Here is a 26194-nt window from a genome sequence, read left to right on the forward strand (position 1 = left end):
ACTCGAATTTTTTATCCTGTTCGAATCTCGCGGTCCAAAGCTGTAAAAACCGTGTTGACAATGCCCATAGCATCAAGCCCGATAGTTGAGAGAATTTTTTCTGGTGAACCGTGATTCAAATATTCATCAGGAAGTTTTAGTGTACGAGCTTTCAAACCATGCTCTAAGAGCCCTTCTTGTGCTAAAAATTGTAATAAATGCGCTCCAAATCCACCGATTGCCCCTTCTTCAATTGTCACCAATACTTCATGCTCACGTGCTAAACGACGCATTAAATCCTTATCCAAAGGTTTTGCAAACCGTGCATCTGCAACCGTTGTCGATAACCCTTTAGCCCCCAACCTATCAGCAGCTCGCAACACTTCTGACATTCGTGTTCCAAAACAAACCAGAGCAATCCTATTTCCTTCACGCAGAACACGTCCTTTTCCAATCTCTAATATCTCACCACGTTGCGGTAAATCTATACCAATACCTTCACCACGTGGATAACGAAAAGAAATGGGGCCTTGATCATAAGCTGCAGCTGTACGCACCATATGCATCAGTTCAAGTTCATCTGAAGGCGCCATAACAACAAACTCAGGAAGCGTGGACAAAAAAACAATATCAAAACTGCCAGCGTGCGTTGCACCATCTGCCCCCACAAAACCTGCGCGATCAATGGCAAAACGTACCGGTAATTTTTGAATTGATACATCATGAATAATTTGATCATAAGCACGCTGTAAAAAAGTAGAATAAATTGCAACAAAAGGCTTATACCCTTCACAAGCAAGTCCTGCCGCAAAAGTTACGGCATGTTGCTCAGCAATCCCAACATCAAACATCTTTTCAGGAAATTTTTCTGCAAAAGCATCAAGTCCTGTCCCTGTTGGCATCGCTGCCGTTATGCCAACAATCTTATCATCATGGCAGGCTTCTTCTATTAAAGCTTTAGAAAATACCTTAGTATAGGGTAAAATATTACTTGATACTTTAACCTGTTTTCCTGTCGTGACATCAAAACGATTAACACCATGATATTTATCAGACGAGGCCTCTGCAGGTGGATATCCCTTTCCCTTATGGGTTACAACATGCACCAAAACAGGACCATTAGGATATTCACGAACATTTTTAAAAACAGGCAATAAATGCCCCAAATTGTGCCCATCTATGGGTCCAACATAATAAAAGCCAAGCTCATCAAATAAAGTTCCCCCAACCAAAAGGCCACGCGCAAATTCCTCTGAACGACGGGCCTTATCCAAAAAAAACTTTGGCAATTTTTCGCTCAACATCTTTACGCGTTCACGCAAATGACGGTAAGAAGGACGAGATACTAATCGTGCAAGATGTGCACTCATAGCACCTGTAGGTGGTGCTATAGACATATCGTTATCATTAAGAACAACAATCAAGCGTGCATTCAAAGCACCAGCGTTGTTCATTGCTTCATAAGCCATGCCCGCAGACATTGCACCATCACCAATGACAGTTATGATATTGCGTCTTGTCTCTGCTTTCAAAGCACTTGCCACCGCCATGCCAAGCCCCGCTGAAATAGAAGTAGACGAATGCCCCGCTCCAAATGGATCATACACACTCTCTGAACGTTTTGTAAAACCCGACAATCCGCCCTCTTGACGTAATGTGCGAATTTTTTCTCTACGCCCCGTTAAAATCTTGTGTGGATAGGTTTGATGACCAACATCCCAAATAATCCTATCCTCTGGTGTATTAAAAATATAATGTAATGCAACAGTGAGCTCAACAACACCAAGTCCCGCTCCAAGATGACCACCTGTTACAGAAACTGCATCAATTGTTTCGGTCCGCAACTCATCAGCCAACTGTACCAAATCAGACTCAGGCAATGCCCGCAAATCTTGCGGAAAACAAACACGGTCAAGCAATGGTGTTAAGACCTGAGACAAAAAAAATCCTTTCTATTATCTTAACTCAAGAAAACGCAACGATAAAAATATATTTTCTCTACTCTTATTTACAGTTTTGCATCTTTTTTACTAAAAAATGCTCTTTTCTATTTGGTATGAGGTATAATTCCCTTATTTTTAATTATTTTATAAAAAAGAAATCAATAAATTTAATTTTCTATAAAAAAGGCTATTATATCTCCTATTTTCACAATAAATATCCAAAAAAATTTAATGTCATTTAGCATCAAGTGGTTCTACTCCTTCGGGAGAACCTTCTTCTGAAAGCTGGATTTTTTCAACTTTAGCTTCAGCAACTCTTAAGAGTTTTTCACAATGCTTTTTAAGCGCTTCACCACGTTCATAAATATCAATGGATTGTTCTAAAGGCACATCACCACGTTCCAAATTTTCGACAATGACTTCAAGTTGCTTAAGCGCTTGCTCAAAGCTTAAGGTCGTAATATCCCCCTCTAGTATCTCTTTTTTCATATGAACCTCAAAAAATATCTGTTCTGGATATACGAATTCCAAAACCTTCTAAACCTACATAATGATGCTCTTTAGCAGCATAAACAATAACAGAGCCTATTCCTAAATATTTTAAAATTTGTGATCCTAAACCAATTTTGCGCCATTCTTCTTCGCGTTCAATCGCCTGCACATGGTTTTCTGAGCTGTCTCTTGCCATATTTTGAGTATCAATAGTTGATTGCATAACAGATCCTTTACGCAAATAAATAAATACGCCACGTTTTTCTTTTTCCATCATACGCCGCATCATCACCATGATATCTGAAAGTTGACAAAAAACGTCGTTTATAATATCTTCATGATGTAAAAGAACAGGAATATCCACACCCTCACGAACATCACCAAAAACAATTGCAATATGCTGAATGACTTCCCAAGGGAGTTGATAACTTTGAATAATAGCGGGCCCTACAGATGTTTCAATAGGCATTTCTCCAACATGCTTGATCAATATTTCCTTACGTTGGCGATAAGCAATTAAATCTGCAACCGTTATAATATGCAACTGATGTTCTTGTGCAAATTTCATAATCTGATCGCCATGTTTAACGCTTCCATCATCATTGACCAACTCACCAATAACACCAACGGGTGGCAAACCAGCTAATTTACATAAATCAACAGCCGCCTCCGTGTGACCTGAACGCATGAGCACCCCTCCTTCATGCGCAATCAAAGGAAAAATATGTCCTGGACGAACAAAATCATCCGCGCTTGCATTTGAATTAGCAAGATTACGAACTGCCAATGTGCGGTCATGTGCGGAAATACCGGTCGTTATCCCATGTTTAAAATCCACAGTAACCGTAAATTGCGTCCCATGTGCAGAGTTATTATCTGGTACCATAGGAGCAAGATTAAACCGTTGTGCTTCTTTTTTTGGCATAGGTGTGCACACAATACCTGTTGTGTGACGAAGAATAAACGCCATCTTTTCTTCTGTACAATGCGCTGCAGCAACAGTTAAATCACCCTCATTTTCACGGTCATTATCATCTGTCACCACAACAATTTCACCGCGTTCAAAAGCTTTAAGTGCAGAAACAATTTTTTTTTCATCATATGCCATTGTTCACCTTTTCAATCACCCAACTTGACCGCGATGTCTTAGATAATGATCAGCAATAGCACAAGCAACCATCGCTTCACCAACAGGAACGGCACGAATCCCCACACATGGATCATGACGTCCCTTCGTTACAACGTTTACATCATTACCATCAACATCAATTGAACGACGAGGCGTTAAAATTGATGAAGTAGGCTTTACAGCAAAACGTGCAACTATCGGCTGCCCACTCGATATTCCCCCTAAAATACCACCAGCATGATTGGATAAAAAAAGTGGTTTTCCATCATTTCCCATTCGCATTTCATCAGCATTTTCTTCTCCCCTCAGGCGGGCTGCCGCAAAACCATCACCAATTTCCACACCTTTTACCGCATTAATCGACATAAGTAACGAAGCAATATCTTGATCAAGCTTTGCGTAAATAGGGGCTCCTAAACCTGCCGGAACATTTTCTGCAATGATCTCAATAACCGCACCAACAGATGTTCCCTCTTTACGGAGTTTACTGATATAATCACTAAAAATGGGAACCATCTCTGCATCAGCTGTAAAAAAAGGATTATTATCAACCTCTGACCAATCCCAACGATCACGATTAATATTATGAGGACCAATTGCTATCACTGCTCCTCGTACAATCAATCCAGGAACGATTTTACGAGCAAAGGCACCAGCTGCAACACGTGCTACCGTCTCCCGTGCCGAAGAACGTCCCCCGCCTCGAAAATCACGAATGCCATATTTAGTATCGTAAGTATAATCCGCATGTCCTGGACGATACTGATGAGCAATCGAGCTATAATCCTTCGAACGCTGATCTCTATTTCGAATCAACAGAGAAATTGGTGTACCTGTTGTCACCAATGTTGTCCCATCGTCTTGAACAACAACTCCTGAAAGGACCTCTACTTCATCTGGTTCTCGGCGCTGTGTTGTATACTTTGATTGTCCTGGTTTGCGTTTATCAAGATAAGCTTGAACTTCTGCAAGAGTAAAAATAATTCCAGGTGGACAACCATCAATGACACAACCAAGAGCAGCACCATGACTTTCACCCCAAGTTGTTACACGAAACAAATGACCAAATGTATTATGCGACATGAAAAAAGATCCGTTTCTCTGTCAAATATTACAACGACAACGTATGTTGTGTGCTATACACAAGGTAGCTCTTTGCGCCCAAATACTCTTAGCTACTTTAAATTTGGTCAAATTACGGCTATCCAATAAAATCCTATAAACCAAACTTTATTCTTTAACGACAGAAATGTCTGGTGCATCAACTGCTTTCATACCTATAATATTATAACCCGAATCGACATGATGGACTTCACCGGTAACAGAACGAGACAAATCTGAAAGAAAATAAAGCGCAGAATCACCAACCTCTTCAATTGTTACCGTACGACGTAATGGAGCATTATATTCATTCCATTTTAAAATATAACGAAAATCACCAATACCAGAAGCCGCTAACGTTTTAATTGGTCCCGCAGATATAGCATTAACACGAATATTTTGAGGACCTAAATCTACCGCTAAATATTTCACGCTCGCTTCAAGAGCTGCTTTGGCAACCCCCATTACATTATAATTTGGAACGACCTTTTCTGCTCCATAATAGGTCAGTGTCAAGATTGAACCACCATCTAGCATCAATTTTTCTGCACGCTTCGTTAGGGCTGTTAGGGAATAAACGGAAATATTCATGGTCATCATAAAATTTGATTCGCTTATATCGATATAACGACCACTTAATTCATCTTTATCGGAAAAACCAATAGCATGAACTAAAAAATCGAGTTTCCCCCATTTCTTCTCTATTTCTCTAAAGACCGTATCAATAGAGTCACTATCAGAAACATCACAATGTCCACACACAAACCCCTTTAATTCTTCAGCCAAAGGCTCAACACGCTTTTTCATTGCTTCACCCTGATAGGTAAAAGCAAGCTCTGCCCCTGCGCCACTTGCCGCTTTAGCGATTCCCCAAGCGATGGAGCGATTATTGGCCAACCCCAAAATTAAACCACGCTTACCATACAACAAACCATTACCCTTAGCCATCAGCACTGCCCCATTGTTACTTAAAATTAATATTATTCACCTGCCTATGACACAGGTCAACTTTTTCTTCAAGCAATTGGTTTAAAATCAAACAAAAACGACGCTTTTATATATAAAAAATTTAAAAATTAATCTTGTTGCATTTGCAAAAACTGTTCTAGCGCGGCATTTTCACCTTCCGGCAACATAATGCGAACATGCACATAAAGATCATCTCTTGTGCCATTTTTTAAACGGAGCCCTTTCCCTTTCAACCGTAAAACGCGATCAGAACTTGACCAAGCAGGAATCGTTAAAACTACACGTCCCTCCAAAGTCTCAACTTCTTCTTTTGCTCCCAAAACAGCATGTTTAAGAGAAACTGGTAAATCAAGATGGAGTGCTCTTCCTTCAACCCGAAAACGAGGATGTTTTTGAATCTGAATGGTTATCAACGCATCTCCTGCTTGCCCGTGAGGTACCTCTTCTCCCTGACCTTTTAAACGAATAGTCTGTCCGTCTTCAATATAATCTGGAAGTTTAATTTTTAACTTTTTCCCATTTGGAAAAACAGCCTCCACCTTTTCTGCGCCAACCATCTGCTCTAATGTTATGGCAAGATTAGCACGAACATGTGCTCCTTGTTGGGGACGGTTATAGTGTGTGGAATTCGAAAAGCTACCGCCTCCTCCAAACAGATCCCGAAAAATATCACTCGCATCAAAACCTGCACCACCTGAAGAGGAAAAATCAAATCCCTTTGCTCTTCCTGAAAAGGGATTTTGTTTATTGCTAAAATTTTCACCAGCACCATAGGCTTGATAAAGCGGTTTTCCTTCCATATCAATTTCACCGCGGTCAAATTGTGCCTTTTTATCTTTATCACCTATAATTTCATAGGCTTGATTAATTTCAGCAAATTTTTCTTTAGCCTTTGTATCATCTTTATTATGGTCTGGATGATACTTCTTTGCTAATCTTCTAAATGCCGATTTAATCTCTTGCGATTTTGCGGTACGTGTCACACCCAGAATCGCGTAGGGATCACGCATATTGCCCTCTTTTCAATTTTTTCGTTTTCAAAATATCAACTGATACGTTGTTCAATATCCTTTATAGCTTTATCTGTCTATTCTAGAGAATAATTTCTTCTTTTCTCTTTATATGTCTATCAATAAACTAAAATACCAGATAAAATGAGATATTTATTTAATATCACTCATTGTATTCTATGCTAAAGTAAAAATAATTAAACTGCCATAGGAATACACGATAGCATTGTTTTTTTGAAAATGAGAAAAAATGGTATTTAACTTCTTGATGATAAAATAAATAAGAAAATGCCTCACCCATGCTCACTGATATTTGGAGAAGCTATGAGCAACAAAATACCAACAGATGATCATTTTATGCAAATGCAAAAACCTTTTGAACTTTTCGCACAGTGGCTTGAAGAAGCAACGATAAGTGAAATAAATGATCCGAATGCTATGGCATTAGCAACAGTTGACGAAACAGGACTCCCTAATGTTCGTATGGTTCTCCTCAAAGACTACAGTCCCCAAGGCTTCGTCTTCTATACCAATTATGAAAGCTGTAAAGGACAAGAAATTTTAAAATCAATGAAAGCATCCTTGGGTTTTCATTGGAAATCGCTCCGTCGTCAGATCAGAATTAGAGGAATTGTTGAAAAAGTAAGCCAACAGGAAGCCGATGCCTATTTCCAATCGCGACCACGCGGTAGTCGAATTGGTGCATGGGCATCTAAGCAATCTCAGCCTTTAGACAATCGTTTTGTGCTTGAAAAAGCAATTGCTCAATATACTGCGCGTTATGCTCTAGGCAATATTCCACGACCACCTTATTGGTCTGGATTTCGTGTTAAACCCCTTTCTATAGAGTTCTGGTGCGATCGCCCATTTCGTTTACATGATCGTCTGCTTTTTACACGCGATTGTGTTGAACATAGCGATTGGAAAAGACAAAAACTTTATCCCTGACCCTGCAAACTTCATCGTTATGAAAACTTTGTTTTTCCAACACAAATATTTTCTATTTGAAAAATTCTAAAAGAAGATGATTTATTTTATTTAAATAGAAGGATTTCATTTTCACTGTAACAGTTGATTGGTAATATTTTCTACCGTATCGCTTAAAGCGAGATTAGCAACAAACTTATTTAAAAGAAAATACTGTATTCAGCAGAAACTATAGTTTTAGCTAACTTATTTTTAGACAGCAGGATAAAATATCGTCCATATACCCCCACATACTAAACCAGCAAAAATCACAAAACCAATAAGCGAATTAGATTTGAAAAGCCTAAGGCATTGTGAACTGTCATCTATATCAATGACTTTAATTTGAATAAACATATGGATACTTGCAACAAAAATCCCCAAAAAGCTCAGAAGGGGAACTTGTGCCAAATAAAATGCTAGACTAACGAACACCACAAAACCACTATACAAAAATACTAAAGCACGTTTGGTTCCTTTACCAAAGAGAAGAGCCGTAGAACGGACACCAACAGTGGCGTCATCTTCTTTATCTTGATGTGCGTAGATTGTGTCGTATCCTATGGTCCACAAGATTGATCCCACATAAAGCAAGACTGGTGCCCAGCTTAAACTTCCAAAGACAACAGCCCATCCCATTAATGCCCCCCAATTAAATGCAACGCCTAAAAAAAACTGCGGCCAATATGTTACGCGTTTCATAAAAGGATAAAATGCAACAGCTATCAATGACGAGATACCTAGAAAAAAACTAAACCTATTAAATTGTGATAAAACGCCTAAACCAACTAAACATTGTACAAGTATAAAAACTCTTGCTTGAAACCGACTCACATGACCTGTCGGCAATGGGCGAGAACGTGTCCTTTCTACCTGAGCATCAATTTTATGGTCAATAAGATCATTCCAAGTACATCCGGCCCCTCGCATAGCAATAGATCCCAGAAAAAAAAGAAAAAGATACCAAACCCAATGAAGAAACATTGATAAAAGAGTATCGTAATGCATGTTATAAGAGAAAAAAGCCATTGTTGTTGACCAAAAACAAGGCCACATCAATAATTGCCATCCAATAGGCCGATCCCAACGCGCTAATTGCGCATAAAACCATAAAGAACAGGGAAGGAAATTGTAGACCCATTGTTTGGAAGATGCATCCATAACCCGTCCTTGGCTATCATAGGACTGAACATGCGCGATATTTTTATGTTTTTTCATCAAATGATTTACCTTTGGTCTTGCGATAGAGACATTTCATTCTTATGAGAAGGAGATGAGATTAATCATCTTTTATGAGAGGAGCAAGCAATGAATATTCTTCTTATTGGCTCAGGTGGACGAGAACATGCTTTAGCATGGAAAATAGCTGCATCACCACTTCTAACAAAGTTATATTGTGCTCCTGGAAATCCTGCAACAACAGAATTTGGTGAAAATATTAATTTAAACATTGATGACCATCCCCTTGTTATTGATTTTTGTAAAGCACACTCTATTGATCTTGTGATTGTAGGACCAGAAGCACCATTGGTTGCGGGTATAACAGACTCTCTTAATAGCGCTAACATCTGTGTATTTGGTCCTACTCAAAAAGCTGCTCAACTAGAAGGTTCAAAAGCTTTTACGAAAGATTTATGTCGTAAGAATAACATTCCTACAGGAAGTTACCAATGCTTTAATGATGCCTCTAAAGCTAAAGCTTACATTCATCAACAAGGTGTTCCCATTGTTATTAAAGCTGATGGCTTAGCAGCTGGCAAAGGTGTCGTGGTTGCAACAACTATGGAAGAAGCATTTAACGCAGTCGATGCCTGCTTCAAATGTGCATTTGGAGATGCAGGAAATAAAATTGTTGTAGAATCTTTTCTTGAAGGTGAAGAAGCAAGCTTCTTCTGCCTTTGTGATGGTAAAATTGCTCTTCCTTTTGGATCTGCTCAAGATCATAAACGTGTAGGTGATGGGGATATTGGAGCAAACACCGGTGGGATGGGTGCTTATTCACCAGCGCCCATCATGACCCAAGAAATAGTGAATCGTACCCTTAAAGAAATTGTTGAACCAGCTTTAAAAAGCATGAAAGAAATGGGCGCCCCCTTTAAAGGTATTCTCTTCGTCGGATTAATGATAACGCAAAAAGGACCAGAATTAATTGAATTTAACGTACGATTCGGTGATCCTGAATGTCAAGTTCTAATGATGCGTCTCAAAGATGACATTTTGCCAATTTTTCTTGCTGCAGCTCAAGGAAAACTTGAAAATAAGCCTCTTCGGTGGTCTAAAAAAACTGCTCTCACCGTTGTTATGGCTGCCAATGGTTATCCAGACTCTCCCCAAAAAGGTACTGTCATCCGTAACGTTGATAAAGTAAACACTCTTCCCGATGTGAAAGTTTTTCAAGCTGGTACAGTATTGCGTGATGGAGAACTCATTGCAAATGGTGGACGTGTTCTCAACATAACAGCAACAGGAAACACGATTACGCATGCACAAAAACGTGCTTATGAAGCTGTTGATTGTATTGATTGGCCAGAAGGTTTTGTTCGGCGTGATATCGGATGGAGAGCCATTGCGCGAGAAAACTAAATCCTTTGAATATTCTTTTTTACGATTTGATTATTTTATATAAGAGCATAGTATAAAAATTTTCTCACTGTTTTACGTTGATCATAATTTTGAAAAAATGAGTGCTTTCCTTTGAACAATCAAATATTGTAAATAGGATAACTACTCATAATAAAATAGGAAAATTTTCTGAATATGATACTGTCATATAAACTGATCATTTTACTGTTTTATTTACTTTAAACGCATTTTCTCATCATTTTTATGAACGCTTTCTTTCTTATAAAATCTTGACGAAAAACATATATATTATCATTTCTTTTATTTATCGCGTTTTTAATGAAATTCCGCTTTTACGAAAAATAAAATGCCCCCAAAAGATACTGATGTTATTTACGTACAGATTCTTAAACAATATCTCTCATGCTCGTCACTCGCATTACAAAGCATTGATTTATAATGATAATTCACTGTTTTGTATGTTGAATGAGAGTCTCGAATATCGTAAGATTCTCTCATTTCAAAGCTGTTTATGTTGAATCAACTAAAACCACTCATTTGCACATAACAAGTGGGATAAGTGTGTGGATAAAATTTATATAAGAAAGGACTAAAAATGGCTCTTATGAACCGTCTTAATGCAAGGGCTGTCGCAACATTGGGGGCTGGCAAATATAACGATGGTGCCGGCTTGTTACTTCATAAGCGTAAAGATGGAGGTGCTCAATGGATTTTACGGTATACCCTTCATGGTCGTCGTCGTGAAATGGTCTTGGGTGCTTTAAGAGATGTTTCTTTAAAACAAGCCCGTGAAGGTGCAATGCAATGGCGTGCTGTTTTACGTGAAGGGCGTGACCCCATTAAAGAACGTGAAAAACAAAAGCGTGAGGCAATAAGTAATCTCCATTACTTAAAAGATATTGCCTTGGATACTTTTGAAACTCGTAAAGCTGAATTAAAAGGGGATGGGAAAGATGGACATTGGTTTTCGCCTTTACAACTTCATATTCTCCCTAAATTAGGTTGTCTTCCTGTGTCAGAGATTACACAAACAGAAATACGTAATACACTTGCCCCTATTTGGCATACAAAAGCGAGAACTGCCCAAACAGCATTGATACGTCTTAATCTCTGTCTCAAACATGCGGCTGCTTTGGGTTTGGATGTTGATTTACAAGCAACAGAAAAAGCACGTGCTCTCTTAGGTAAACAACGTCATAAGGTCAAAAACTTACCTGCAATGGATTGGAAAGATGTGCCGGCTTTTTATAAAACACTTTGCGAAGCATCAACCCTAACACAATTGGCTTTGCGTTTACTTATTCTGACAGGAGTTCGTACTTATCCTTTACGTCATATTCATAAAGATCAAGTTGATGGGGATATATGGACAATTCCTGCTGAGAATATGAAAGGTCGACGTGATACTACAGAAGAGTTTCGCGTCCCTCTATCAACAGAAGCATTAGAAATTTTAAAACAAGCGCGCTTGCTTTCTCGCAATGGTTTCTTTTTTTCTGCAACCGGTCGGGGTGCGCTTGCTGAGTGTTCCATGTCACAATATATGAAACGTATTGGACTTGAATCCTGCCCCCATGGATTTCGCTCTAGTTTACGCAATTGGCTTGCTGAAACAACTGATGCCCCCTATGAGGTCGCTGAAACTATTCTAAGTCATACAGTTGGCGGTAAAGTAGAACGTGCCTATCGTCGTACTGACTATCTAGAACAGCGCCGTGTCTATATGGATAAATGGGCGGCATATGTCACGGGTCAATCTTAAGATATGGGGTGCATAACCCCATTATCTGTGGATAATTTTTGCTCTCTTCTCTCTCATTCTTTCTCAATAAGACTCATAAATTATCACATCAGAAATTATATGATAAAATATTGTTTTCTATAAATAAAATACCTTCAAAAATGAACAAAAATGTGGTTAATAAATAGTTATGATTTGTTCCCATTTTTTATTATGAAAGGATTTTAGTATGACAGAAAATGATATTCTTTTGACAGACCGTGAAAGTGCAAAATTGCTTCATATGAGTGTATCAACATTACGACACTACCTGCAAATAGTATAAATCCATTCTGCCATCTTTCTGGAATAAAGATAAAAACCGATACCATCTTTGTATTTTCCAACTCTCAATGTTACGATAACTCTTTCTATCTAAAAACTTTATTATAGAGTGTTTACTCTTTTTAATGATTTTTATCCACACTATAACCCTTCTTATAACGTGCAAGAAAATGATTTTGATTATAAGAGGGAGATCAAATAAGAATATTTTGTAAATATTCAAAGCTCTCATTCAACATGGAGAAATGATTTATAAAAAAATTCAAAAACACTTCCAGCAATCTGCTGGTGTTTTAATGATGTGGCAAAAACAAAAAAATACACCGCCAAAAAACGGTTTCTATTGTTACGTTTTTACCCCTCCGAAAAAAGCGTTTAATATAACCGATTCCTGCTACCAATGTATGGTGTCAAAAAAACTCTCGTTTACAATCATTGACTTCCTCTTTGCCTTAAAGAACCAAAAGTCACACCAAATCCCATCTGTAACATCTGGATTCTCATTGAGCGGGTTTCTCTTGCTTCCCACTCCTATGCTTCACTTACACAAAGATGAAAAAGCAAACTTAAGAATATTCGCCATATCCTCTAAAAACACTTCATGTGTGAGGTTTACATGCTTTATATTACCGCTCCAAACAACGATGTTTTACAGTAAAACAAGATAAATGCTTATGGTAGTACAAAAATGAATGCATATTAATATTACTGGAGTGCAATTCGATTCGAAATCACCAAACGCAAGCCTAACGGATTGCTATAACGAAGTAAAAAACGCTTTTGTTTAGAATGTGCTGTTGTACCAAAAAATCGATGTAAATCAGAACGATCTTTTACAACCAGAATGCGATTATCTTCATTGATCATAAGCATGGGGAGACCATAAGTATCCGCCCATAATCGCCAATCCAGAAGAACATTATTCAAATCTCTGGAAACCAACAGCGGTATACAAGCTTCCTCATCGGCATGAAGTAATTCTAACGCAACAGCTCTTTCTCCTGAACGTGTTTTTACGGTACGTGCTGCAATTCCTTGGAAATGATAAGGGGGTATTAAATGCGATAAGCTTGAAGGCATATCCGTTTTAAAAGAAACACCGCGCTCATTTAACGAACAGATAACCTGATTACCCGTTTTAGATGAAAAATATGTTGTTGTTTGTGGCAAATGGCACGGATCCAACCGAAATTCAAGCACCGCTTTTGCCTGATTAAAGCATTGATTAGCCATATACATTATCCCAATTTATCTTAAATAACATACACCCTTTAGCAGCTTTTTCTCATTGGATTATTAAAAGTTTGAATAAAAAACAACTGGTTTCTTTTTTGGTTATTAAAATCTAAACAAAAATACATGATCACCATTCTTGAATTATAATACTTTTCCAGGATTCATTATCCCTAAAGGATCAAGCGTTTTTTTAATCCCTTGCATAATATCCAATGCGACAGGCGATTTAAAAGAACGAAGTTCTTCGCGCTTAAGCTGACCAATTCCATGCTCAGCAGAAAATGCACCTCTATAGTCCATCACTAAACTATGAATGCGATGATTCATTTTTGACCATAACTGCAAGAACACCGTCGTATCAGCGCCTACAGGTTGTGTAACATTATAATGTAAATTTCCATCGCCCATGTGTCCAAAACAAATCACCCGTGCTCCTGGAGCAATATCTTCAACAATAAGTGCCGCCTCAGCAATAAAATCAGGAATAGAAGCAAGTGGGACTGCAATATCATGCTTAATGGACCCTCCTGCTAACTTTTGTGCCGGTGATATACTTTCTCGTAATTGCCAAAAAAAATCCTGCTGTTTTAAAGATTGTGCAATAACTGCATCTTCTATCACCGCATTCTTTAAAGCTTCTTCTAAAATAATACTCAATACTGATAATGCCTCACCATTGCCTTGCAACGATGAAATATTAATCAATACATACCATTCATGTTTCCGCTGAAGTGGAGGCTTCTCACACATCTTATAATCTAAAGCCATTTGTAAACTGAGATTTCCCATGAGCTCAAAACCTGTCACCATCCCTCCTCCATATTCCTGAGCCAGAGACAAAAACTCTAAAGCCTTCACCGGACTATACAATCCCACCAAAGCAACAGATATTTCTTTGGGTTTCGGAAAAAGCTTTAAAACTGCAGCAGTTATAACACCTAATGTGCCTTCTGCACCAATAAAAAGATTTTTCAAATCGTAACCGCTATTGTCTTTTTTAACAAAACGCAAATCATCTAAAATACGGCCATCTGGTAAAACAACTTCCAACCCAAGACAAAGATCACGCATATTGCCATAAGCTAAAACAGCTGTCCCTCCAGCATTCGTCGAAAGATTTCCTCCTACTTGGCAAGAACCTTCAGATGCCAAAGAAAGAGGGAAAAAACGACCTGATTCATCCACTTTTTTCTGTAAATCCTGTAAAATAACACCAGCCTCTACAACAACAAAGTTTCCTTCAAGATTTATAGCTCTAATCTTATTTAATCGCTCCATTGATAAAAGAACGGCCCCTCCTCTTTCATCTGGTTGTTGCCCCCCCACAAGCCCTGTATTTCCACCCTGTGGCACAATCGGTGTACATGTTTTGCTCGCTAACTGCATAATCGATGAGACCTCTGCACAAGAAGATGGACGTAAAAGTAAAGGTGTTTTCCCATGAAAAAGCCCACGCTCTTCAAGCAAATACGGTGCAATCAACGCTTGATCTGTTATAGCATGCTTAGCACCAACAATTTCTCTAAACCCCTCAATTAATTCCTGCTCCATATTCATTTCTCCTTTGGAGCTGCAGCCCGTATAAGACGATCATTGATAGCCTCCCCTAATCCGTATGATGGAATAGGTTCTACTGCGATACATCTCACTTTAAATGAATCTAATTCCTTCATATATTGAAATAAATGAGAGGCTGCTTCTTCCAACTTGCCATCTTCGCTAAGGTTTAAAATAGAAACGGCATTTTCAGCTCCCATAACGCGCTTTGAACCAAACGCTAAAAGCGCTTCACCATTTTCCACCTTTTCTACATTCAAACGAATCGTGGCATTGGGAGCATAATGCGACTTTAACATCCCTGGAGCTTCAATCGCCGCCCTTTGATCTATCCGTTTTAAAGACTTCCCCACAACTTCTTCAATTTTATCAGCCGCAAGCCCCCCTGGACGTAAAAGATAAATATTTTCACCACAAATCTTAATAATCGTTGATTCCAGTCCTATTTTAGCAGGTCCTCCGTCCAATATCAAAGGAACAGATTCCCCCAAAGATGCAAAAACAGCCTCAGCTGAAGTAGGGCTAAGACGCCCCGATTGATTTGCACTAGGAGCAGCAAGTGGGCGGCCAAAATGTTGTACCACTTCTGCAAAACGACTGTTTGGAAAACGAACAGCCAAGGTATTCAAACCAGAGGTTGTTAAAGGATGGATATTATGCTGTTCCTTTAAAGGCAAAACCAATGTCAAAGGCCCTGGCCAAAATTCCTCCATTAATTGGCGTGAAAGAAAGTCAATTTTAACATAACGTTCCGCCATTTCGATGCCGCTGACATGCGCAATAAGAGGATTAATTTGCGGACGACCCTTTGTAGAATAAATAGAAGAAATTGCCCTCCCATTGGTTGCATCGCCCGCTAATCCATAAACAGTTTCCGTTGGTAACGCTACTAACTTCCCTTGTTTAAGAAGCACTATTGCCTCTCTTATTGAAGCACTATTGAGTGGTAGAATCGTCATGACACATCATTTCTATAACACTCTTTTAGTGGTGCAAAACTATAACGATGTAACCCTATAACTGGTCCATATTTATCAAGAGCTGTGCGATGCGCTAGCGTTGCATAACCTACATGCTTCTCTAAACCATACCCTTTATAAACTTGTCCTGCACATTCCATCATCCGGTCACGCGTTACTTTTGCAATAATAGATGCGGCTGCAATTGAAACCGAACGCTGATCGCCCTTAATCAACGCCATTGCAGGACAGAACAACTCAGAAGGAATATCACGTCCATCAACAAGGACATAGTGGGCTGGAATGGCTAATCCTATAATACAGCGACGCATTGCTTCTAAAGTTGCTTTTCTAATATTAGATTGATCAATTGTACGAGCACAAAGACTAGCGACTGAAACCGCTAATGCACTTTGCAAAATTTCATGATAAAGTCTATTTCGTTGGAGAAAAGAAAGTTTTTTTGAATCATTTAACCCATTAGGAATATGATCTTTATCCAAGATGACTGCTGCCGTTACCACAGGTCCAGCGAGAGGCCCCCGTCCTACTTCATCAACACCTGCTATATGAACAAAACCCTGCTTTTGCAAATCCAATTCGCACGAAAAATTTGGTTGAAGCGGAACATTAAACATCTTTGATAAATCACAAATACAACAAACATACATCTATTTCTGTAACCTGATCATTTTTTGGAAGCATTACAGTTTTAAATGGCTCTTTAAACATGCTGCTAATTCTTGCACAAAAGACAAAAAATACATTTCTTTGGTTACCCTCTTTCATTGTGTATAATAAAATCATAACGAAATAAAAGCTTTTATATTTATTTATCAGATATTTCCTAAAGTCATGATCGGTTTTACAAACCAATTTGGGTGCATTGATTTGATAAAAAGAGCTGCTTGTTGCGCTGTTTGTTTATTTTTAAAAATGCCAAAGCAAGTTGCTCCCGTTCCAGACATACGGGAAAAGAGAGCCCCACATTCATCTAATATAGATAACACTTCAGCTAACTGAGGTGCTATTTTTAATGCAGAAAAAAAAAGATCATTACGCGTTTCTTGTAAAGCTTCAACCAATGAATCAACACTCTTTAAAGCGTCTGTATTAATTTTTAAAGAAGGATTATGACGCTTCTCTAACGCTTTAAAAACAGTTTGTGTTGAAATCTCTTGTCCATGATTAACCAATACTATTGCAAGAGAACAGGCTCCTTTTAGTTGGATCATCTCTTGACCAATTCCTTTGACCAAAAGCGGTTGCTGATATTCTAATGCACAAAGGCACATGGGAACATCAGCACCAAGAACTAAGCTCATTTTTGCTAATTTCTCAAAAGAGCAATCAAGATTCCACTGTTGACGCAACATGCTTATAACCCCAGCGGCATCACCTGAGCCACCACCAATGCCTGAAGCAACAGGTAATGTTTTTACAAGCCGAAAAAAAGCAGGTTGAGCACATTCCGGAAAAGTCTTATGCATAAAATCCCGTGCGCGAATAACCAAATTGTCTAAATGAGAAACAAGGCCTTTTGCAAACGGTCCCGTCAAAACAAACTGATTATTTTCACAAGGTGCATAGTGTAGACAATCGCCGTTAAGACTAAAATAAACCAAACTTTCTATTAAATGATACCCATCAGCACGTTGCCCCACAACATGTAGAGCTAAATTCAATTTAATAGGTGTAAATAAATAGGAATGTCTTTGGAACGAAGCTTGTACATTTGATATCATATGACGTAATATTCACCTGCATAGGGTTCTTTTACAAATTTCCCCCTTTTATCCATACGTTTAGCACAAGCTCTACAAACAGCTTGAGATATTCTTAATCGTTTTCTAAACAAAAATAAATATAAAGAGTTCTCATACAAAATAAACGACATGCTCTCATTCGTATTATTTCAAGCCCTTTTTCTTCTAGCATCTGTTTTTAGACAAAAATCTCTCTGGCTTGAATGATCCTTTCCATCACAAACCATAACGCTGCCAAAGTGCTCGCTCTTCTGCTGCCATCAATGCACTATCAACGACTGTATAAATCGTATGTGCCGTCACTCCTGAAGGCGTTTTAGGTCCTAAAAAACTTTTTGGAGGCATAATAAGCCGAAGTTTTGCATCATTACCAAAGCGCTCCTTAATAACAGAACGTACATCATTCAATCCATCAACCAGACCAAGCTCAACGCTTTGTTTTCCACTCCAAAACATTCCTGTAAAGAGATTCGAATCATCTGATAATTTTTCAGCACGCCGTTCTTTAACCAAATCGATAAAAGTTTGATGCACTTCAAGTTGGAGAGATTTCAAATGTTCGATATCCGCCTTTTTTTCTGGCTGAAATGGATCTAATGTAACTTTGTTCTTTCCTGCTGTGTATACACGCCGTTCGATACCAATTTTCTTCAAAAGTTCCGGAAAACCAAAGGAAGCTGAAACCACTCCAATGGAACCAACAATTGAAGAAGGATCTGCAAAAATTTCATCCCCCGCACAAGCAATCATATAACCACCGGATGCTGCAATATCTTCAATAAATACAAGTACCTTTTTATTTTTTTCTTCTGCCAAGTCACGAATACGTTTGAAGATAAAATGCGATTGTACAGGTGAACCACCAGGAGAATTAATAATAAGTGCAACAGCCGGTGACTTTTTGTGTGCGAAAGCTTTCTCTAAAAGATTTGCACACCTACTAAGGGAAAGGGTGCGGGATATAGACGCTGATGAATCCATAATTGCTCCTTGAAGGCGCACCACAGGAATTTCAAGTTTATCGGAAAAAAAACGGCGTGGAATAAAACTTTTAATAACATCCATCAAAACAAAATCTCCTTATAAATTAAGAATAATTAAATAGGCAAGGACAACAAAAAGGAAGAACGCGATAATATCCAAAAGCGCCAATCAATCCCCACATTACAAGCAGAAATATAACTTCACCCAAGGTTAAACCTCCCTAATAACAAAGTTTGGACTTTAAATAATAAACTAAAAAATACAAGATATTATTAGAAAAGTTCCCACAAGCTTATATATCCATTATTAATTGCATCAACCCGTGGTGAAAAAGTATGGTCATTACCTTCATGTATAACCAATGCCGGTAAAATAGATAAAGCTGCTCTGCTTCCTCGTTTTGCATAAAATAAAAGACGAATTGCTGCTGTTTTCGTACGGGCATGCACAGGAATTATACAAATACCACCAAAACGCCCTTCTAAAGCACGCAAAATATCTGTCAGCGACTGTGGACGCGCAATGAGCCCTAAGTATCCACCTGGCTTAACAATGGCTGCTGCACTCCGCAACCAGTGATCAAACATCGCTTCAGACATAACATGTGCTTCAGATTTTTGTTTATCAGGTGTCTTGCGATCAGTAGGATTATTAAAAGGTGGATTCATAATCGCAAAATCAAAGCTATTATCTATCAAACCTGCTTTTATACGGGCATTCCCTTTAAAGGTAACATCTGCTTCTAGCAAACAAACTCGGTCAGCAAGCTTTTCATTTTCCTTTAGCATAAGTGTTTTCTGAGCGTACGATACCATAAAAGATGAGCGTTCAACCAATGTAACGTGAATTTTCGGACAACGCGAAGCAACAGCCAACCCTGCAGCGCCAGCGCCCGCCCCTAAATCAACAACCTTACCTTTTAAATTAGTGGGAACCAAACTGGCTAATAACATCGCATCCATTCCAGAACGATGACCATGTTTATGGGGTTGAACCAAATAAAATTTCCCACGGTGAAAACTGTCAATTGTTTCACCAGTGTGATTCGCTGCTTTATCCATTTAAAAGCCTAATATTCACCTTTATAAACTGCATTTTTGCCATTCAGCTGCTATTTTAAATTTTTTTATTATGTCATAACAACAAGATTACACTCGCTAAAAAATATTTCTTGCCAATAACATTCCAAGCTTACACTTCAAAGAGCCATCAAAAGCTTGAGTCAAAACCAAACCCCCTTTATGCTAATGAATAAAGTAAATTTTATATATGTCCATTGCAATACTCTAGGAGTAAACACATTGAGTGCAGCTATCAAACCAGAACAAATAAGAAATAATCAAATTTCTCTTCAATCTCTTGTCAATCTTACTCAAAAAGATATGGAGCGCGTAAATCAATTTATTCTCTCTATGGCCAAATCAGAGGTTGAGATGATTCCTGAAATTTCTAACCATCTTATTTCATCAGGTGGAAAGCGATTACGCCCAATGATTACGCTCGCTTCTGCTCATATGTTCGGTTATCAAAGTGACGGGCATATAAAACTCGCAACAGCTGTTGAATTTATGCATACAGCAACATTACTACACGATGATGTGATTGACGAAAGTAATTTACGACGTGGCAAATCTACAGCACGGATGATTTGGGGAAATCAAGCAAGTGTACTTGTTGGTGATTTTCTGTTGGGGCAAGCTTTTAAAATGATGGTTGATGTCGGTTCCATAGAAGCGCTCTCTGTCCTAGCGAATGCTGCTGCAATTATTGCTGAAGGAGAAGTTATGCAACTTTCTGCTGCAAAAAATATCAAAACCAGCCCTTCAGACTATCTCAAAATCATCAATGCAAAAACAGCTGCACTTTTTTCAGCGGCTGCTGAAGTAGGACCGATTGTTGCTGGCTATGGACATAAAGAGCGCTCTTCATTACGTAAATATGGGTCATCTTTAGGTTTAGCTTTCCAATTGATTGATGACGCACTTGACTATAGCGGTAGTGCTCAAAACTTAGGAAAAAATATAGGGGATGATTTTAGAGAAGGAAAAATAACAATGCCTGTTATTATCGCATATGAACGTGGGAATATAGTAGAAAAAAAATTCTGGAAACAAGCACTTGAAGATGGCAATAACAATAATGAAGCCTTCGCATACGCTCAACACTTAATAGAAAAGTACGATAGTATCACAGATACAATAGAACAAGCACGTATCTATGGAAAACATGCAATTGATTCTCTTGTTCCCATGAACAAAAACCTTGCTTACAATGCTCTCGTTGAGACTGTTGAATTTTGTATTGCGCGTGTAAACTGAATTCTTTGCAAGAATAGCAGTATTTCTCAACAACGTAATGAGATTGATCTATAAACAACACCATCGATTGATTATCTTGAAAAGGATTAGCCCCATGTGCTCTGCAACGATATCCCGAATTTTTACCCTCTTGATCGTGGGTATCATGCTGATGCCATACCCCACCTACAGTAAAATAAGTGCAGCAACTCATACAAGCTCATTTACAGGTGCTTATTTAGCTGGAAGAGTTGCAAATCATGAAAATAAAACAGAACTTGCTATCAATTACTTTAAACAAGCGCTCGTTTATCAACCTGATAACATTGAAACACAAAAAGAGCTCCTTGAAGCTATGCTCTCGGTCGGAAACTTTAAAGAAGCTGTCCAACAAGCCCAAAAACTCAAAGAGCAAGATGTTATAACTCCCTTTGTTTCCTTAACTTTGTCAGTAGAAAGTCTCATCAAAAAAGACTATAAGAATGCCAATTTTCTTCTGAAATCAAAAGAGCCTCCAACATCCAATAATCCAATACCGGAACTCATTGGTGCTTGGATTAAATTTGGATCTGGACAAAAGTCTCAGGCAATCGCTGATCTTAAGAAACTCAAAGGTCCTGTTTGGTATGACCTTTTTATATATTATCATCTAGCACTTATGAGCGATCTTGCAGAACAGCCAAAGGATGCAAAAAAATATTTCATTAAAGCACTTAGTAACAAACAGGGGACTCTTATCGCTCCTAATACCTATGAACGTATTATCATAGCCTATGCCTCATTCCAATTGCGCCATAATATGCGCAACCAAGCTCTTCAAACAATCCAACATGGCGAACAAATGTTGTCGGGTCGAGAAGTCTTTAAAAACTTTCGAGACAAAATTGAAAAGAATGCTTTCTTAGAGAGAGTTATTAAAACTCCTCAACAAGGAGCAGCCGAGGTATTATATAATTTTGGAACAGCCCTCAACCACAAAAACTCAGGGCGAATTGCACGTATTTTTAAGCAATTATCTTTCGCCTTATACCCTCAAAATGACGCAACACTGTTTCAGCTCGCACACATTTCTGCTAAATTGAATGATCCTCATCAAGCAATTAAACTTTATCGCGCTTTATCCCCTAAATCTCCTTATTATAGAGATGGACAACTTCATCTTGCATTCCTTCTTGCCAATAACAACAATTACAAAGAAGCAATAAAATTACTCACATTGTTAAATAAAAAATTTCCTAATGATCGTAATATTTTGATAACACTCGTTGCTTTTTATATGCAGGACAATAAATTTCTTGAGGCCATTAAAACTCTAGACACCGCTATTACAAAGATAAAAAACTTTCAGCAAGATGATTGGAAACTCTTTTATCAGCGTGGTATTGCTTTTGAACGTTTAAAGCAATGGCCAAGGGCAGAAACTGACTTGCGAAAATCACTTGAATTTTTCCCAAACCAACCGCAGGTTCTTAATTATCTAGCCTATTCCCTTGTGGAACGTGGTGAGAAGCTTGAAGAATCGCTCCGTATGCTGCAAAAAGCTTCTGCTTTGCAAGCTCACAACAGTCATATTCTCGATTCTTTAGGGTGGGCTTATTATAAACTAAAAGAATATAATAAAGCAGTGCAAATATTAGAAAATGCTGTCAGATTACAACCTGAGGACCCAACACTGAATGATCATTTAGGGGATGCCTATTGGAAAGTTGGACGTAAACGTGAAGCAATATTTCAATGGAACCACGCAATTGATGGAAAACCAGAAAATTCTGAACAAATTCAAGAAAAGTTGAAATTTGGTTTGCAATAAACGATGCTTAACCATAAACCACATGAAATAATAAATAGAGAAACTAAAATTACTTTGTTTTTTTTGTTTAGTTCAATATAAAGAGTATAAAAAGCGTGAAACTGCCTGAACATCTTAACCCTAAACGTTCTTTTCAGGGACTAATTTTGACTTTGCAAAATTATTGGGCACACTATGGATGTGCAATTTTGCAACCTTACGATATGGAAGTTGGAGCTGGGACTTTTCATCCAGCAACAACATTACGCTCTCTAGGTCCACGTCCTTGGAAAGTTGCTTATGTCCAACCCTCTCGACGTCCAACAGATGGCCGATATGGTAAGAATCCAAATCGTTTGCAACACTATTATCAATTCCAAGTGCTTCTCAAACCCTCTCCGCTCAATCTACAAGAACTTTATATAAAGTCGCTACAAGCTATCGGGCTTGATACAAAACTGCATGATATTCGCTTTGTTGAAGATGATTGGGAAAGTCCCACCCTTGGTGCTTGGGGGCTTGGATGGGAATGCTGGTGCGATGGGATGGAAGTCTCTCAATTTACCTATTTTCAACAAGTTTGCGGCATTGAATGTGCTCCAGTTTCAGGGGAGCTTACATACGGTCTTGAGCGTCTAGCGATGTATATCCAAGGGGTTGATAACGTCTATGACCTTAACTTTAATGGTTTGGAGGGAGAAAACAAAATAAGTTATAGAGATATTTTTTTACAGGCAGAACAGGAATACTCATATTACAATTTCGAATTTGCTGATACAAAATTGCTCCATCAGCACTTTATCGATGCAGAACGCGAATGCAGCGCACTTCTTGATGCTGGAAAACAAAATAAAGAAAATGTATTCCATCGCTGTGTTTTTCCTGCCTATGATCAATGTATTAAAGCGAGCCATATCTTTAATCTTTTGCAAGCACGTGGCGTGATTTCTGTAACCGAACGACAAAATTACATTCTTCGCGTTCGTGATCTCGCGCGCCGTTGTGGGGAAGCCTTCTTACTCACAGAAGCTGGACAAATATACACTGGAGAAGCCTAATGTCTGATCTTCTTCTTGAACTTTTCAGTGAAGAAATCCCCGCACGTATGCAACGAAAAGCTGCTGCTGATCTTAAAAAATCTGTTACAGATCAACTTGTGAATGCTGGATTGATCTATGAAGCTGCTCGTGAATATTGGACACCTCGTCGGCTAACATTGGACATACGCAGACTTTCTACACGCTCAAAAGATATCCATGAAGAACGCAAAGGTCCTAGTATAAAATCACCACAGCATGTAATTGATGGTTTTCTACGTGCAACAGGATTAAACGATATTTCTGAAGCACATATTGGGCATGATGATAAAAAAGGTCATTTTTATATTGCTAAAATTGTTAAAAAAGGTCGAGCTGCAGAAGAAATTATTGCCGATATTTTACCGAATATTATCCGAAACTTTCCGTGGACGAAATCTATGCGTTGGGGAAAGGATTCAGCACAAAATGGTGCTCTGAAGTGGATTCGACCTTTACAAAATATTCTTTGCATCTTCGGACCAGAAATTGGTGAAACACATGTTATTCCGTTTACAATTGGTTCTCTTAAAAGCAATAATTTAACTTATGGTCATCGTTTCTTAAGTGATGGAAAGCCATTTCGAGTGCGTCGCTTTGATGATTATGTTACTCAACTTGAAACCCATAAAGTCATTCTGGATGCCGAGAGACGAAAGAATATTATTTTAGCTGATGCCCAAAATCTCTGCTTTGCCAACGGGTTAGAACTGGTTCAAGACAATTCCCTCCTAGAAGAAGTTGCTGGTCTTGTTGAATGGCCTGTTATTCTGATGGGTGATTTTGACAAATCATTCCTTGATATTCCTCCAGAAATTATTCGCTTGACCATTCGAGCCAATCAAAAATGTTTTGTCACCCGTAAACAAGGAGAAAAAGTAAAACTTTCTCATCATTTTATTCTCGTTTCTAATATTCTTGCAAATGATGAAGGCAAAGAAATTTCAAAAGGAAATAGTAAGGTTGTCCGTGCCCGTCTTTCTGATGCACTTTATTTTTGGCAAACCGATCAGCGTGATTTGCCTGATATTCAACAATTGGAATCTTCTATAAAAAAATTTGAACTTGATATAAAAAAACCTCTCGATCAAAGAATGGCGCGACTTGATCATTTGAATGTAACTTTTCATGCTAAATTAGGTACGCAAGGTGCAAGAGTAGAACGCATTGCTACACTCGCACAAGAAATTGCACCTTTGATACAAACAGATCCTCTTTTAGCAAAACGTGCAGCCATCCTTGCAAAAGCTGATTTGCAAACAGAAATTGTCGGAGAATTTCCTGAACTACAAGGTGTTATGGGGCAAAAATATGCCCTTCTTCAAGGAGAAGATCCTCGCGTAGCTATAACAATCGAGGACCATTATAAACCTCAAGGACCAACAGATCGTCTTCCACAAGAACCGCTTGCTATAACCGTTATGCTCGCTGACAAAATTGACATGCTCGTTGGCTTTTGGCTCATTAATGAAAAACCAACGGGCTCAAAAGATCCCTATGCGTTAAGACGAGCAGCATTGGGAATTATTAGGCTTGTCCTTTCGCGAGATTGGAAAATCAATCTTATACCACTGTTTCAGTTCGCAACGAATCTTTTCTTACAACAAAAAAATAAATATGAAATCTCTCAAAGAGAAATTTCACAATTGCAGAATCTGCTTCCAGAAAAAACAGAATATATTTTATCAGACCTATTATCATTTTTTCATGACCGTTTGAAAATCTATCTAAAAGAGGAAGGTGCTCGTTACGATGCTCTTGAAGCCGTTTTGAATAAAGATTCTGATGATTTTTTATTGGTTGCACGTCGTGTCGAATCCCTTATTGCTTTTATTAATACCCACGATGGAATAAACTTTGTAGCCTCTGTAAAACGTACTGCTAATATTCTTGAAAATGAATTTCAAAAAAGCACAACAATAGCGAATGAAATTAATCCTGAGCTTTTTGTCGAGAAAGAAGAAATGCAACTCTATCACGCAATCTGTGAAGTAGAGAAAAAGGTTCTTGCGCCCATTAATGCAACAAACTTATCATTTGCACTCAGTGTGCTAGCGCCACTTGGAAAGTTGATTGATATATTTTTTGAAAAAGTATTGGTAAATGATAAAAAACCTGATGTTCGTGCTAACCGTCTTGCTCTTCTCAAACGTACTCACATTGTTACACAATCGGTTGCAGACTTCTCAAAACTTGTCATTTAAAATCAAAGGCGCCCTATCAACTGGTAAAAACAATGAATATAAACTTCTTTTTTATGATTTTTATTAATTAATATTAAGAAAATTATGCA

21 protein-coding genes and 1 pseudogene are annotated in these 26194 nt (G+C 38.3%); 8 read left to right on the forward strand and 14 right to left on the reverse strand.

All coding sequences use genetic code 11. The features are described from left to right. Positions 1–11: 11 nt before the first annotated feature. The 6 genes from dxs to PVV60_RS02850 form a co-directional block, all read right to left on the reverse strand. A complete protein-coding gene (gene dxs / locus PVV60_RS02825) occupies positions 12–1919 on the reverse strand; it encodes a 1-deoxy-D-xylulose-5-phosphate synthase (protein ID WP_273722989.1) in 1908 nt (635 codons plus the stop codon). 237 nt (positions 1920–2156) lie between these two features. After that, positions 2157–2411: an exodeoxyribonuclease VII small subunit gene (locus PVV60_RS02830; protein WP_273722991.1), complete on the reverse strand. Its 255-nt coding sequence runs from the start codon at positions 2409–2411 to the stop codon at positions 2157–2159. A gap of 7 nt (positions 2412–2418) precedes the next feature. Beyond that, positions 2419–3522 carry a 3,4-dihydroxy-2-butanone-4-phosphate synthase gene (gene ribB, locus PVV60_RS02835; protein WP_273722992.1) on the reverse strand — a complete coding sequence of 368 codons (1104 nt, stop codon included), beginning with the start codon at positions 3520–3522 and terminating at the stop codon, positions 2419–2421. Between the two features lie 15 nt (positions 3523–3537). Beyond that, positions 3538–4626 carry a chorismate synthase gene (gene aroC / locus PVV60_RS02840; RefSeq protein WP_273722993.1) on the reverse strand — a complete coding sequence of 363 codons (1089 nt, stop codon included), beginning with the start codon at positions 4624–4626 and terminating at the stop codon, positions 3538–3540. Positions 4627–4773: 147 nt separating this feature from the next. Continuing rightward, positions 4774–5592, reverse strand: a complete 819-nt coding sequence (gene fabI / locus PVV60_RS02845; protein WP_273722994.1) for an enoyl-ACP reductase FabI — start codon at positions 5590–5592, stop codon at positions 4774–4776. 128 nt (positions 5593–5720) lie between these two features. Then, positions 5721–6623, reverse strand: coding sequence for a J domain-containing protein (locus PVV60_RS02850; protein ID WP_273722995.1), 903 nt, complete (start codon positions 6621–6623; stop codon positions 5721–5723). A 324-nt stretch (positions 6624–6947) separates the two neighbouring features. Here PVV60_RS02850 and pdxH point away from each other — a divergent pair, with 324 nt between their 5' ends. Next, on the forward strand, positions 6948–7571 hold the full coding sequence (pdxH, locus tag PVV60_RS02855; RefSeq protein ID WP_273722997.1) for a pyridoxamine 5'-phosphate oxidase: 624 nt from the start codon (positions 6948–6950) through the stop codon (positions 7569–7571). A 231-nt stretch (positions 7572–7802) separates the two neighbouring features. Here the strand turns inward: pdxH and ubiA are convergent, their stop codons facing one another. Then, positions 7803–8807, reverse strand: a complete 1005-nt coding sequence (gene ubiA / locus PVV60_RS02860; protein ID WP_273722999.1) for a 4-hydroxybenzoate octaprenyltransferase — start codon at positions 8805–8807, stop codon at positions 7803–7805. A gap of 90 nt (positions 8808–8897) precedes the next feature. Here ubiA and purD point away from each other — a divergent pair, with 90 nt between their 5' ends. The 3 genes and pseudogenes from purD to PVV60_RS02875 form a co-directional block, all read left to right on the forward strand. Beyond that, complete coding sequence (purD, locus tag PVV60_RS02865; protein WP_273723001.1) at positions 8898–10172, forward strand: phosphoribosylamine--glycine ligase; 1275 nt, start codon at positions 8898–8900, stop codon at positions 10170–10172. 595 nt (positions 10173–10767) lie between these two features. After that, complete coding sequence (locus PVV60_RS02870; RefSeq protein WP_273723002.1) at positions 10768–11934, forward strand: site-specific integrase; 1167 nt, start codon at positions 10768–10770, stop codon at positions 11932–11934. A 208-nt stretch (positions 11935–12142) separates the two neighbouring features. Next, positions 12143–12226: pseudogene (locus PVV60_RS02875) on the forward strand (DNA-binding protein); the annotation flags it as partial. Between the two features lie 716 nt (positions 12227–12942). Here PVV60_RS02875 and PVV60_RS02880 read toward each other — a convergent pair. The 7 genes from PVV60_RS02880 to PVV60_RS02910 all read right to left on the reverse strand — a co-directional run bounded on the left by PVV60_RS02880 (position 12943) and on the right by PVV60_RS02910 (position 19800). Next, positions 12943–13470: a DUF6101 family protein gene (locus PVV60_RS02880; protein ID WP_273723003.1), complete on the reverse strand. Its 528-nt coding sequence runs from the start codon at positions 13468–13470 to the stop codon at positions 12943–12945. Positions 13471–13614: 144 nt separating this feature from the next. Then, complete coding sequence (locus PVV60_RS02885) at positions 13615–15024, reverse strand: FAD-binding oxidoreductase (RefSeq protein WP_273723004.1); 1410 nt, start codon at positions 15022–15024, stop codon at positions 13615–13617. A gap of 2 nt (positions 15025–15026) precedes the next feature. Next, the gene (locus tag PVV60_RS02890) at positions 15027–15989 is read right to left on the reverse strand and encodes an L-threonylcarbamoyladenylate synthase (RefSeq protein ID WP_273723005.1); all 963 of its coding nucleotides are present in this window, start codon (positions 15987–15989) and stop codon (positions 15027–15029) included. After that, positions 15986–16660, reverse strand: a complete 675-nt coding sequence (locus tag PVV60_RS02895) for a ribonuclease HII (protein ID WP_404977291.1) — start codon at positions 16658–16660, stop codon at positions 15986–15988. Before PVV60_RS02895 ends, PVV60_RS02890 begins: the two co-directional genes overlap by 4 nt. Before the next feature lie 165 nt (positions 16661–16825). Further along, positions 16826–17734 carry a 4-(cytidine 5'-diphospho)-2-C-methyl-D-erythritol kinase gene (locus PVV60_RS02900; protein WP_273723007.1) on the reverse strand — a complete coding sequence of 303 codons (909 nt, stop codon included), beginning with the start codon at positions 17732–17734 and terminating at the stop codon, positions 16826–16828. A gap of 237 nt (positions 17735–17971) precedes the next feature. Beyond that, the gene (locus tag PVV60_RS02905; RefSeq protein ID WP_273723008.1) at positions 17972–18820 is read right to left on the reverse strand and encodes a S49 family peptidase; all 849 of its coding nucleotides are present in this window, start codon (positions 18818–18820) and stop codon (positions 17972–17974) included. A gap of 191 nt (positions 18821–19011) precedes the next feature. Then, a complete protein-coding gene (locus PVV60_RS02910) occupies positions 19012–19800 on the reverse strand; it encodes a tRNA1(Val) (adenine(37)-N6)-methyltransferase (RefSeq protein ID WP_273723010.1) in 789 nt (262 codons plus the stop codon). Positions 19801–19980: 180 nt separating this feature from the next. Here PVV60_RS02910 and PVV60_RS02915 point away from each other — a divergent pair, with 180 nt between their 5' ends. From PVV60_RS02915 to glyS, 4 genes are all read left to right on the forward strand, one after another. Beyond that, positions 19981–21057: a polyprenyl synthetase family protein gene (locus tag PVV60_RS02915; RefSeq protein WP_273723056.1), complete on the forward strand. Its 1077-nt coding sequence runs from the start codon at positions 19981–19983 to the stop codon at positions 21055–21057. Positions 21058–21151: 94 nt separating this feature from the next. Beyond that, entirely contained in the window at positions 21152–22846 is a 1695-nt protein-coding gene (locus PVV60_RS02920; protein ID WP_273723011.1) for a tetratricopeptide repeat protein, read from the forward strand. A gap of 95 nt (positions 22847–22941) precedes the next feature. Beyond that, positions 22942–23883 (forward strand): glycine--tRNA ligase subunit alpha, encoded by a 942-nt coding sequence (locus PVV60_RS02925; RefSeq protein WP_273723012.1) that lies wholly within the window; start codon positions 22942–22944, stop codon positions 23881–23883. After that, positions 23883–26105 carry a glycine--tRNA ligase subunit beta gene (gene glyS / locus PVV60_RS02930; protein WP_273723013.1) on the forward strand — a complete coding sequence of 741 codons (2223 nt, stop codon included), beginning with the start codon at positions 23883–23885 and terminating at the stop codon, positions 26103–26105. The genes PVV60_RS02925 and glyS overlap by 1 nt, the downstream gene beginning before the upstream one ends. The last annotated feature ends 89 nt before the right edge of the window (positions 26106–26194 follow it).

This window comes from Bartonella sp. AU18XJBT (assembly GCF_028618595.1).
Lineage (GTDB): Bacteria > Pseudomonadota > Alphaproteobacteria > Rhizobiales > Rhizobiaceae > Bartonella.

What these genes read in the sequence shown, in the direction of transcription:
- PVV60_RS02830 (WP_273722991.1), bottom strand. Translation starts at nt 2,411, where the DNA reads ATGAAAAAAGAGATACTAGAGGGGGATATTACGACCTTAAGCTTTGAG.
- ribB (WP_273722992.1), bottom strand. Translation starts at nt 3,522, where the DNA reads ATGGCATATGATGAAAAAAAAATTGTTTCTGCACTTAAAGCTTTTGAA.
- aroC (WP_273722993.1), bottom strand. Translation starts at nt 4,626, where the DNA reads ATGTCGCATAATACATTTGGTCATTTGTTTCGTGTAACAACTTGGGGT.
- fabI (WP_273722994.1), bottom strand. Translation starts at nt 5,592, where the DNA reads ATGGCTAAGGGTAATGGTTTGTTGTATGGTAAGCGTGGTTTAATTTTG.
- PVV60_RS02850 (WP_273722995.1), bottom strand. Translation starts at nt 6,623, where the DNA reads ATGCGTGATCCCTACGCGATTCTGGGTGTGACACGTACCGCAAAATCG.
- pdxH (WP_273722997.1), top strand. Translation starts at nt 6,948, where the DNA reads ATGAGCAACAAAATACCAACAGATGATCATTTTATGCAAATGCAAAAA.
- ubiA (WP_273722999.1), bottom strand. Translation starts at nt 8,807, where the DNA reads ATGAAAAAACATAAAAATATCGCGCATGTTCAGTCCTATGATAGCCAA.
- purD (WP_273723001.1), top strand. Translation starts at nt 8,898, where the DNA reads ATGAATATTCTTCTTATTGGCTCAGGTGGACGAGAACATGCTTTAGCA.
- PVV60_RS02870 (WP_273723002.1), top strand. Translation starts at nt 10,768, where the DNA reads ATGGCTCTTATGAACCGTCTTAATGCAAGGGCTGTCGCAACATTGGGG.
- PVV60_RS02880 (WP_273723003.1), bottom strand. Translation starts at nt 13,470, where the DNA reads ATGGCTAATCAATGCTTTAATCAGGCAAAAGCGGTGCTTGAATTTCGG.
- PVV60_RS02885 (WP_273723004.1), bottom strand. Translation starts at nt 15,024, where the DNA reads ATGGAGCAGGAATTAATTGAGGGGTTTAGAGAAATTGTTGGTGCTAAG.
- PVV60_RS02890 (WP_273723005.1), bottom strand. Translation starts at nt 15,989, where the DNA reads ATGACGATTCTACCACTCAATAGTGCTTCAATAAGAGAGGCAATAGTG.
- PVV60_RS02895 (WP_404977291.1), bottom strand. Translation starts at nt 16,660, where the DNA reads ATGTATGTTTGTTGTATTTGTGATTTATCAAAGATGTTTAATGTTCCG.
- PVV60_RS02900 (WP_273723007.1), bottom strand. Translation starts at nt 17,734, where the DNA reads ATGATATCAAATGTACAAGCTTCGTTCCAAAGACATTCCTATTTATTT.
- PVV60_RS02905 (WP_273723008.1), bottom strand. Translation starts at nt 18,820, where the DNA reads ATGGATGTTATTAAAAGTTTTATTCCACGCCGTTTTTTTTCCGATAAA.
- PVV60_RS02910 (WP_273723010.1), bottom strand. Translation starts at nt 19,800, where the DNA reads ATGGATAAAGCAGCGAATCACACTGGTGAAACAATTGACAGTTTTCAC.
- PVV60_RS02915 (WP_273723056.1), top strand. Translation starts at nt 19,981, where the DNA reads ATGCTAATGAATAAAGTAAATTTTATATATGTCCATTGCAATACTCTA.
- PVV60_RS02920 (WP_273723011.1), top strand. Translation starts at nt 21,152, where the DNA reads ATGTGCTCTGCAACGATATCCCGAATTTTTACCCTCTTGATCGTGGGT.
- glyS (WP_273723013.1), top strand. Translation starts at nt 23,883, where the DNA reads ATGTCTGATCTTCTTCTTGAACTTTTCAGTGAAGAAATCCCCGCACGT.